Origin of the sequence: Acinetobacter sp. 766875, assembly GCF_000582055.1 — a bacterium.
Taxonomy (GTDB): domain Bacteria; phylum Pseudomonadota; class Gammaproteobacteria; order Pseudomonadales; family Moraxellaceae; genus Acinetobacter; species Acinetobacter nosocomialis.
Genome location: NZ_JEXX01000005.1, coordinates 196300 through 207191, shown reverse-complemented (window position 1 = coordinate 207191; position 10892 = coordinate 196300). Strand labels below are relative to the sequence as shown.

The following is a 10892-nucleotide window of genomic DNA, read 5'->3' as shown; positions in this document are numbered from 1 at the left end:
TCTGTTGGAGCTTTTGATTGATCGAAAGCTTGCGAGGAAGCTGAAATCAGTTGATTTTTCCAGTCGATAATTTGGTTTTGATGAACATCAAATTCAGCACTCAATTCAGCAAGTGTTTTTTCTGCTTTAATCGCAGCAAGTGCTACCTTAGCTTTAAAATCATTTGAATGATTTCTTCTTGGTCTACGTGCCATAAAATACTCCATATATTGATGTTTATAACATCATTTGGGGAGCAAAATATCACTTATAAGTGTTGTTCAAATTTCCTGATCCACCTCTTTCAATATTTTCACACTTATTGCCTGTACTCTATTAATTAAGGTAATGATCATTCTTTTTCATAATTTTTTGTCAAAAAACATCATATTAGGCAAATTTTCGTATAAATTACTCTTCTAGGTAAGTTGAGTAATTTAAAGGAAAGAAATGACGCTTAAACAACTAAAAGCTTTTTTAGCCCTTGCACGTACACTCAACTATGCCAATGCTTCTTTAGAGTTACATTTAAGCCAATCAGCTTTAAGTCTCACCATCAAAAGTTTAGAAGAAGAGTTAGGCGGTAAACTGTTTAACCGTAATACACGCCGTGTTGAGCTTACTCAAGAAGGCAAATCACTCATTCCATATGCAAAAAAATTACTCGCCAATTGGGATGAGATGGAAAACGATGTTAAACAACGCTTTAAGCTTAATCGGGGAACTTTAAGTATTGCATCTATGCCCTTTGTGACTCACGCAATTTTGCCTGAAGTAATTCACCAGTTTTTAGCTGTTCACCCTAATCTTAATTTTTCAATTCACGATATTCCAAATGAGACCATTATAGAAAAAGTTCAGGATGGTATTTTTGAGCTTGGTATTTGTTTTGAACCAGATCTCACCGAAGGTTTAGAGTTTAAACCCCTATTTGAAGAAGATTTCTTGGCTCTATTGCCAAAGACTCATCCACTTGCTCAATCATCTTCTATTACATGGCATGAGCTTTGTTCAAACCCATTTGTGACCTTACAGAAACCTTCAATTGTTCGATATTTAGTGGAGCAAAATTGTTTGCGAAATAATATAACGCTCGATTTAAAAGTGGAATGTCATCAAATTTCATCTCTTTCAAGTTTTGTTGCTTATGGAATTGGAGTAAGTGCAATTCCAAGACACTTTGCCAAACACATTGATAAAGAACATAACGTACTGATAGATTTAAAAGATGAAGCCATTCATAAAACAGTAGGAATTGTTTATAAAAAGAACTTTGAAATTTCAAATATTTCTGCTCAATTTATTGAAGCACTGGTTCAATATAAATTTTAAAAAATTAAAGATTGTCTTTTAAGATGAATTAAGCACACGTTTAAGATAAATTTATTAATTATTATATTTTTCAGTATATTGCAATCAGTTTTTAACATTTTTTGCTGAGTGTAAAACTGTTTTTTTGTTGAGAGTTTGATACCATTCATTGATTATACTTATTAATCCTTTAAAAAAATTAACTTCTATAACGCAAAATGTGATGCTAAAACTAAATTACTAAGGGATATAGGAAAACAACAGAATGAATAAAGTTTATGCCAATGCAGAGGCAGCACTGAAAGATGTTATTGCAGATAATCAAACACTTGCTGTAGGCGGTTTTGGTTTATGCGGAATTCCTGAAAAACTGATTATTGCAGTTAAGCAAAGTGGCGTGACTGGTCTCAAATGTATTTCTAATAATGCAGGTGTAGATGATTTTGGTTTAGGTATTTTGCTTAAAACCAAACAGATCAAAAAAATGATCTCTTCTTATGTTGGTGAAAATAAAGAATTTGAGCGCCAGTATTTAAATAGTGAACTAGAAGTTGAACTAACTCCACAAGGTACCTTAGCTGAAAAGTTACGTGCAGGAGGTGCTGGAATTCCTGCGTTTTACACACAAACTGGCGTAGGTACCCTCATTGCGGAAGGTAAAGAAGAACGTACTTTTCATGGCAAGAACTACATTCTAGAAGAATCTTTAACAGCTGATGTTGCTCTTGTGAAAGCATATAAAGCTGACAAAGCAGGTAATTTAGTTTTTCGTAAAACTGCTCAAAATTTTAACCCTGAATGTGCGATGGCTGGAAAAATTACAATCGCAGAAGTGGAACAAGTGGTTGAAATTGGTGAATTGGATCCGGATGAAATCCACTTGCCAGGTATATATGTGAACCGCATTGTATTAAATGCATCACCTGAAAAACGCATTGAGCATAAAACTTTAAGCACGGAGGCAGTATAAAATGGCTTGGTCACGTAATGAAATGGCACAACGTGCTGCAAAAGAACTTGAAGATGGTTTTTATGTCAATTTAGGTATTGGCTTACCTACCCTTGTTGCCAATTATATTCCTGAAAATATTAATGTTTGGCTTCAATCTGAAAATGGCCTCTTAGGTATTGGTGAGTTTCCAACCGAAGAAACTGTTGATGCCGATTTAATTAATGCCGGGAAACAGACGGTTACTGCCCGCCCTGGTTCAGCATTTTTCTCAAGCTCAGAATCTTTTGCCATGATTCGTGGTGGCCATGTCAACATTGCAATTTTAGGTGCAATGGAAGTTTCTGAAAAAGGTGACTTAGCGAACTGGATGATTCCGGGTAAGAAAGTCAAAGGTATGGGCGGTGCAATGGACTTGGTTGTTGGTGTCCAAAAAGTTGTGGTTCTAATGGAACACTGTGCAAAAGACGGTACACCAAAAATCGTGAAAAGCTGTAGTTTGCCTTTAACAGGTAAAGGTGTTGTGCATCGCGTGATTACAGACTTAGGTGTAATGGATATTACGTCACAAGGTGTAGAGCTCATTGAACTAGCTAAAGACGTAACGCTCGAACAAATTCAAGCTGCTACAGGTGTTGAGTTTTATAAAACCTTAGTTGCGTAAATTCTAAGATTTAGTTAGCTGTACAAGACTCAAGTTAGTAAGTGAGCTTGGGTCTTAACTCTTTTAAGCACCGGATGTGCTGTTTATAAATAAGAACGAGAAGGATTTTTCAGTTATGGAAAAACAGCAAGGAATTTTTGAAAGATTTGCTCTTCGGATTAGTGACTGGTCTGAAAAATGGTTTCCTGATTCATATATTTTTGCTCTGCTTGGCGTCATTATTGTCTCTGTCGCTGCTTTAGCTATTGGCGCCCCAATCCACGATGTGGCCACTTCATTTGGTAATGGCTTCTGGAGTCTTATTCCATTTACCCTGCAAATGACGATGCTCATTATTGTAGGCTATGTCGTTTCTGTATCTAAGCCCGTTAAATACCTCATCCAAAAAATGGCACGTATTCCAAGTTCTGGTCGTGGTGCTATTGTTTTGGTGGCAACCGTCAGTTTATTAATTTCACTGGTCAATTGGGCTGTTAGTACAATTCTTACTGCACTTTTAGTGATTGCATTAGCGAAACGTAAAGAGCTGAATATGGATTATCGTGCTGCTGCGGCAGCCGCAATCATTGGTATGGGAGCAACTTGGGCGCTTGGAATTAGTTCATCAGCAGCACAGCTTCAGGCAAATAAAACCAGTTTACCTGAATCAATTTATAACCTAACTGGTGTTATTCCATTTACCGAAACTATTTTCCTTTGGCAATCAATTGCGATGACGATTATTTTGGTGATTGTTTCAATTGCAATTGCGTATTGGTCAGCGCCCAAAGGCAATAACGTTAAAACAATTGATAGTTTTGATGTGCAGTTTGAAGAAGACAAACCACATGAGGAGAAATCAACACGCCCAGGCGACTGGTTAGAAAACTCACCTATTTTAACGATTATTGTGGTGGCTTTAGGCTTAATCTGGATGTTTTTTGAATTTTCAAAAAGTAATCCCATCATTGCCATTTCAAGTTTAAACACATACAACTTTGTGTTTTTAATGCTTGGTTTAGCTTTACACGGCACACCACGAAACTTTTTAAATGCTGTTGCAAAGGCAGTTCCAGCCGTATCAGGAATTTTAATTCAGTTTCCACTTTACGGAAGTATTGCATTTATTATGACGCAAGCTTTAAACAGTCAAGATTTATCACTATCACATTATGTTGCCGAGTTTTTCGTTTCAATCGCATCAAAAGAAACCTTTGCGATTGTAATGGGAGTTTACTCTGCGGTACTTGGATTCTTTGTACCGTCAGGTGGTGGAAAATGGATTATTGAAGCCCCATATGTTATGCAAGCAGCAAATGATTTAAAGGTTCATTTGGGCTGGTCTGTACAAATTTATAATGCAGCCGAAGCTTTACCAAACTTAATCAATCCATTTTTTATGCTTCCAATGTTAGGCATTTTAAAACTAAAAGCAAAAGATGTGATTGGTTTTACAGTGACTCAGCTCGTTGTGCATTTTCCTTTAGTTTTATTCTTGCTGTGGTTCTTTGGTAGAACGCTCAGCTATACCCCTCCAACTTTTTAATTTAGTGGCGCCTTTAGTTTAGGCTAAAGGCAAATTTAGCAAATACACCAATAAGAGATATTAAGATGAGTTCAATTGTTATAGTTTCAGGTAGCCGTACTGCAATGGGTGGTTTTCAGGGTAGTTTATCTTCTCTAACTGCTCCAGAACTTGGCGCTGCTGTCATCCGTGAATCGATCCAACGTGCAGGTGTTAAACCTGAACAAGTAGATGAAGTGATTTTCGGTTGCGTACTCAGTGCAGGTATTGGTCAAGGTCCTGCTCGTCAAGCCATGCGTAAAGCTGGTGTGCCTGATCATGTCGGAGCTGTGACCATTAATAAACTTTGCGGCTCTGCAATGAAAGCGGTGTTAATGGCATCAGATACCTTAAAAGCAGGCAGTGCCAATATTATTGTGGCTGGCGGCATGGAATCTATGACAAATGCACCTTATATTTTGCCTAAAGCTCGCGGTGGTTATCGTATGGGACACGGTGAAATTAAGGACCATATGTTTTTAGATGGCCTTGAAGATGCAGAAACAGGTCGTTTAATGGGTTCTTTCGCTCAAGACATGGCAAACACCAAAGGCTTTACCCGTGAGCAAATGGATGACTTTGCAATTTCTTCACTTAAAAAAGCGCAAACTGCGATTACGGAAGGTTATTTCAAAGAAGAGATTGTTCCTGTTGAAGTAAAAACCCGCAAAGGTATTGAAGTTGTTGATCAAGATGAGCAACCATTAAAAGCAAATCTTGAGAAAATTCCAACTTTACGCCCTGCTTTTAGCAAGGACGGTACAATTACAGCCGCTAACTCAAGCTCGATTTCTGATGGTGCTGCTGCATTAGTACTAACCACTGAAGAATATGCTCAAAGCCATGGGTTAAATACCTTAGCAAAAATTGTGGCAACTTCGACTCACTCTCAGCATCCAAGCGAATTCACAATTGCTCCAATTAGTGCAATTCAGAAAGTACTTGAGCGTGCTGGTTGGTCTGTTGATGAAGTAGATGCTTGGGAAATTAATGAGGCTTTTGCAATGGTGGCAATGGCACCAATTCATGAGCTAGGTATTGATGAAGCTAAAGTAAACGTCCATGGTGGTGCATGTGCATTAGGCCATCCAATTGGCGCTACAGGTTCAAGAATTATCCTTTCTCTTATTTATGCATTAAAACGCTTAGGTAAAAAGAAAGGCGTTGCGGCTCTATGTATTGGTGGTGGTGAAGCAACGGCCGTTGCGATTGAAATTTAATTCAAAATTAAAAGAAGATGTAAGAATTTTTCTTACATCTTCTTTTTTATAAGTAAAATTCCTAAGCTGTTTTAAATAGCTCATAACAAGTTTGACGGAACCATTTATGGCTACTCTTATGGTGACAAGACATATGCCAATGTTGCTTAACGTCATAAGTTGGAAAATCAAGCGGTGCAGGTAAAATTTGTAAGTTCTCTCTAACCAATAAAACTTGGCTTAAATAATATGGAACAGTGGCAATCGCATCTGTTTCCTGAACGACTAGACCAACACCTAAGTAACTTGGTAAACGAATTAAAATATTTCGATCCAACCCTTTATTTTGTAGTTCATTTTTAATGTGATAATGCCCAATACCTGCATCAATATCAATATGATACTCACGCATATAATCTTCTAAAGTAAAATTATTTGGATCTAAACGCGGGTGGCTTTTTGAGCTAATCACAACATAGTGTTGACGGAAAAACTTCTGTTGATAAAAACCTTCTTCTAATTGGGGCAAGAAACCTATCGCCAAATCAATTTCACCATTTGCCATTTGATAGCTGGTTTCTGGCGTAATTGGTCTAATATTTAAACGAATGAGAGGTGCTTTTTCTTTTAAATAGTTAGTTAACTGAGGCAATAAAACCAAATGTGATACATCAGTCATTGCAATGGTAAACAGCTGATCCGAGGTCAATGGGTCAAAGTTCACATTAAAGTTATTAATACTTTCAACTTTATCAATAACTTCACTAATAAGAGGGAAAATCTGCTTTGCTAGTTCGGTCGGAATCATTTCATTTCCAACTCGAATAAACAAAGGATCATTAAAATGTTGACGAATTTTGTTTAGACCGTTACTTACACTCGGCTGTGTTAGACCAATAGCATCTGCAGCCATTGAAACACTTTTGAACCGATAAATATGATAAAAAATATTTAATAATCTACTGTCTAGATCAAACAAAATTGTCTCCGCTTGGACTTAATAATCCATTGAAATAAGTTCAAAAGCAGTTATAAATGATAGAAAAATTCTTCTACCCTACTTTTGACTTATTGAATTTTACTCTAAATTAGCAAAGAATTCAGACGAGGGGCAATGCTTTATCATGCCTTTCATCATAAAGACCCAAGCATAATCTACTTATTTGCTTAATTTATATATAAATATCGTGTACTTCACCCTTTGAATGAGTATGCGTTATAGTTCTTGCTGGGCTTTAAAACCATTCCATATTTGTTGTACCGATTTATTATCACTCAAATTATTTTTGAAAATATAAATATCTTGAGCAAGGCAATATTCTTGCTGATCTAAAATAACCAATTTCCCAGCTGCAAGGTCTTCTTCAACATTAATTTTCGGAATCCAAGCAACCCCTAGACCTTGTAAAACCAGCTCTTTTAAATTGGTGGCATTATCAGTTTCATATAACGTTTTATATACGAGCTTACCTTCAATAAGTTGGTCCACTAATTTTCTTAAGTATGCGTGTTTACTATACGCTAGTAGAGCAAAGTTACTTTGTATTGTATGTTTTGGGCTATGGTCGGGTTCAGTTGCGGAAACCGGTACAATGACCGTTTCAGCAATTTTAATACCACTTAAAATATCATCTCCAACTTTTCTAATATTGCTTTTATCTGCATAGCAAATCATGAAATCACAGGCGCCTTCTTTTAACAAAGATAGGCCTTCTCCACTATTCGTTGCGACAATTTCAATTTTTAAATCACGAATAAGAGTAGGAAATTTCTTTAAAAATGTTGTTAAAAAACCTGAAGCTAATGAGTGAACCACACAGAAACGAATGGTAGATTCAGTCTCATTCTTAATATTTTTAATAAGTTTTGCGGTCTCCTCTACCTGTTTTTCAATATTCTTAGACATCACTAATAAAATTCGACCAATGTCTGTAAATTCGATGTTGTTTTTGTTGTTCCTAATAATGACTTCAGCACCAATCATTTCTTCAATTTGTTGAATTCTTCGAGTAAATGCAGACTGGCTAATAAATCTTTTCTCGGCTGCTTTTGAAATCGAACGTTCACGTTCTAATGTGAGGAGATCCTCTACCCAACGGACTTCTAAATTCATCTTATCTATTCCCTTTTAGATTTGTAATTTTATTAATTGATATTTTTGGGAAGAAGCATAAATAAATTTAGGGATGAGAAAGAATGATAAAACATAGGGAGTACCTGCAAAAATGCGAGAAGTGAAAGGACAAAGCCAATCTATAAAATTAAGTATTTAATAATTCTGACATAGAAAAGAAGATAAGAAAATAATAGGTTTTGTTTTCACGAGACAAGAGATGAACATAAGTACAGTTCAGCTAAAAAAATTATTTAAATCAATCAATAAAAACCCATCATAAAATTAAATAAGTGATCTTAACAAGATAACTTTTAGAAATAAGCACGAAATTCTATTCGTACATTTTAATGATAAAAAAAGTCCGCACCTTGGGGAAGAATGCGGACTGTAAACTGTTTCAATAACCAATCTCTAGGTTATTGATTGAATTTTAAGAATCTTAAATTAATACACTATTCCACTATAAAAAGTATCTAAAAAATCTAGTTTTAGACTCTTTCTCACTTCATCTAATCATCAAAAAAGAGAATTATTATTTACTCTTACAATGATTTGGTAAGGTAATAATTGATAAGTAAATGATTACCTTACCTCATTTCAGGATTTAAGCAGTATTAATAATTAATTGTATTTCATACAATATTTAAGGTAAGTATAAATTAATAAGATAATCCCGACTATTATACTAAAGTATCTATAGACTGACAGGGAGTGCATTAATTCATCAGTAAGAGCGATAATTCATCCACATAATGATCTATAGAAAATGAACTAATATTCACCAATTAAGTAGTATAACTTTCTTGAAATTTCAACCATCATGTTTGAAGTATATTGGCTGATTTCAAATATCTGTTTTTTCTGTGGGTTAAATACCATATTGTCTTTTTCATCACTAAAAAAAACATAAGTTGTGTATTTATCCATGTGATGAATATGCTCTTTCAAGCTTAGTTTTTCACCAGAGTTAGGGTCATATGCAATAAACTTCATTCTCATGCATTTGTCTCTTTACAGCGCTGACATCTTAATAAAATTTCAGTCAGAAGATTATTTAATAGACAATAATCTTCATTACCTCAATTACTTATACGATGCAGTAGGGATATTTTGTTTTGCTTTTTGAATAGATAACTCAGCATTCTTAATCGATTGCTCAGCTTCTTTAAGCATGTGTGAACTTTTGGTTTCAGTTTTTTCGTCATTTCCTATAAGGAGATAGCAAGTAAAACTTCCCAATATTAGTAAGGCACCAATTACTTTTAACATAAACTTAATAAATCAAAATTTTCTGTATTATAAGTATTTTTATGTGAAATGCATCACAATTTTATTAAAATTTATTAAACAAAACTCATTATTTCTTTATATAAATTAATTTTCACATGAAAATTCAAATAATTTAATAACGTTCCTGAATAAAAATCATTATTTAGTTCGCTTCAAATTTTTTAATTTACTTAATTCTTGTTGAGCAACTCACTCTAAAGAAATTATACAAGCAATTGAATATATTAAATTTTGTAAGATATATAGCTTCCAAGACTCATCAACTATTCAATATTCATTTTAGTGTAATTCAGTTTTTGATATGCAAAAAATGCATAATTACTTTAATAAATGCATTAGAAGTGAAGCATTTCGAATTCTAAGATGAATCATCTTTAATGAATCGAAGTTTAATGATGAACGCAGATATTACTACCCGTATTGAGAAGGATCTTATTGGTCATAGAGAAATCAACAATGATCATTATTACGGAGTTCAAACATTACGTGCTTTAGAAAATTTCAACTTAACAAATAGCAAAGTTGGTAATTTCCCTAACTTAATTAAAGCATTAGCTATGGTTAAACTTGCCTGTGCTGAAGCAAACTATAATCTTAAAAACTTAGATCAAACTAAATTTGAAGCGATCGAATACAGCTGTAATCAGCTTATTCGTGGAAACTTCCATGACCAGTTCCCAATCGACATGATGCAAGGCGGTGCTGGTACTTCAACCAATATGAATGCAAATGAAGTATTGGCAAACGTTGCTTTAGAATATATGGGACATTCTAAAGGTCAATATCAGTACTTACATCCAAATAACGACATTAACATGTCACAGTCAACAAATGACGTATACCCTACTGCAATCCGTTTAGGTTTGTTACTTAGCCTAGATGAGTTAAATCTTCCATTTAACAATTTGATTCTTAGCTTCCTAAATAAGTCTCAAGAGTTTGCACACATTTTAAAAATGGGACGTACTCAGTTACAAGATGCTGTGCCTATGACATTAGGTCAAGAGTTTGGTGCTTTTGCGGTAACTCTACAAAAAGACCTTGAGCAAATTAATACGCTTATTCCAAATGTTTTAGCTTATATGAACCTTGGCGGTACAGCGATTGGTACAGGAATTACCACTGAATATAGTTACCGTGAACTCGCGATCCAAGCACTTGGAAAAATTTCTGGTAAGAAAATTAAGTCAGCTCCAGATCTAATCGAAGCAACTTCAGATATGGGTGACTTTGTTCTTTTATCTGGTTTATTAAAACGTACTGCAACTAAACTTTCAAAAATTGCCAATGACTTGCGTTTACTTTCAAGTGGTCCACGTACTGGCATTAATGAAATTAACTTAGAAGCACGTCAACCGGGTAGCTCGATCATGCCAGGTAAAGTAAACCCAGTTATTCCAGAAGCAATGAACCTTGCTTGCTTCCAGATTATTGCAAATGATTTGGCTGTAACTTTAGCTGCTGAAGCTGGTCAATTACAGTTAAATGCAATGGAACCACTTATTGCATTCAAACTATTTGAATCGATGGATTTACTTGGTAAAGCAATGGCAATGTTCCAAAGTAAATGTATTGATACGATTACAGCGAACCCAGAGCACTGTAAAGCTTTAGTTGAAAACTCAATTGGTATTGTGACTGCGCTTAACCCATACCTAGGTTATGAAACTACAACTCGTATTGCTAAAACAGCAAATGAAACTGGGCAAAGTGTATTGGCTCTAGTTCAGAATGAAGGTTTATTATCAGCACAAGTGCTTGATGATATCTTGTCGATTAATAATATGGTTAAACCAAAAATGTCGGCTTAATTCCTGAAATAAAAAAGGAGCTTTTAAAGC

At 34.9% G+C, this 10892-nt stretch carries 11 protein-coding genes; 6 read left to right on the top strand and 5 right to left on the bottom strand.

Annotated features, from left to right (window positions below):
- On the bottom strand, positions 1–206 hold a 206-nt coding region (locus J576_RS07235; RefSeq protein ID WP_033855540.1), incomplete at its 3' end, for a transposase.
- A 223-nt stretch (positions 207–429) separates the two neighbouring features.
- Here J576_RS07235 and J576_RS07230 point away from each other — a divergent pair.
- The 5 genes from J576_RS07230 (at position 430) to J576_RS07210 (ending at position 5666) form a co-directional block, all read left to right on the top strand.
- Complete coding sequence (locus tag J576_RS07230; RefSeq protein WP_002050110.1) at positions 430–1311, top strand: LysR family transcriptional regulator; 882 nt, start codon at positions 430–432, stop codon at positions 1309–1311.
- 244 nt (positions 1312–1555) lie between these two features.
- Positions 1556–2260, top strand: coding sequence for a CoA transferase subunit A (locus tag J576_RS07225; RefSeq protein ID WP_002049979.1), 705 nt, complete (start codon positions 1556–1558; stop codon positions 2258–2260).
- Position 2261: 1 nt separating this feature from the next.
- Positions 2262–2903 (top strand): 3-oxoacid CoA-transferase subunit B, encoded by a 642-nt coding sequence (locus tag J576_RS07220; protein WP_002049879.1) that lies wholly within the window; start codon positions 2262–2264, stop codon positions 2901–2903.
- 115 nt (positions 2904–3018) lie between these two features.
- A complete protein-coding gene (locus tag J576_RS07215) occupies positions 3019–4428 on the top strand; it encodes a short-chain fatty acid transporter (protein ID WP_002049770.1) in 1410 nt (469 codons plus the stop codon).
- A 65-nt stretch (positions 4429–4493) separates the two neighbouring features.
- Positions 4494–5666: a thiolase family protein gene (locus tag J576_RS07210; RefSeq protein ID WP_002049928.1), complete on the top strand. Its 1173-nt coding sequence runs from the start codon at positions 4494–4496 to the stop codon at positions 5664–5666.
- 61 nt (positions 5667–5727) lie between these two features.
- Here the strand turns inward: J576_RS07210 and J576_RS07205 are convergent, their stop codons facing one another.
- From J576_RS07205 to J576_RS07190, 4 genes are all read right to left on the bottom strand, one after another.
- Positions 5728–6624, bottom strand: a complete 897-nt coding sequence (locus tag J576_RS07205; RefSeq protein ID WP_004887299.1) for a LysR family transcriptional regulator — start codon at positions 6622–6624, stop codon at positions 5728–5730.
- 237 nt (positions 6625–6861) lie between these two features.
- Positions 6862–7758: a LysR substrate-binding domain-containing protein gene (locus J576_RS07200; RefSeq protein ID WP_002050172.1), complete on the bottom strand. Its 897-nt coding sequence runs from the start codon at positions 7756–7758 to the stop codon at positions 6862–6864.
- A 774-nt stretch (positions 7759–8532) separates the two neighbouring features.
- The gene (locus J576_RS07195) at positions 8533–8754 is read right to left on the bottom strand and encodes a hypothetical protein (protein WP_000668585.1); all 222 of its coding nucleotides are present in this window, start codon (positions 8752–8754) and stop codon (positions 8533–8535) included.
- 90 nt (positions 8755–8844) lie between these two features.
- The gene (locus J576_RS07190) at positions 8845–9030 is read right to left on the bottom strand and encodes a hypothetical protein (protein WP_002049855.1); all 186 of its coding nucleotides are present in this window, start codon (positions 9028–9030) and stop codon (positions 8845–8847) included.
- A 413-nt stretch (positions 9031–9443) separates the two neighbouring features.
- On the opposite strand from J576_RS07190, the gene J576_RS07185 reads away from it, so the two are divergent.
- A complete protein-coding gene (locus J576_RS07185; RefSeq protein WP_002047389.1) occupies positions 9444–10862 on the top strand; it encodes an aspartate ammonia-lyase in 1419 nt (472 codons plus the stop codon).
- The last annotated feature ends 30 nt before the right edge of the window (positions 10863–10892 follow it).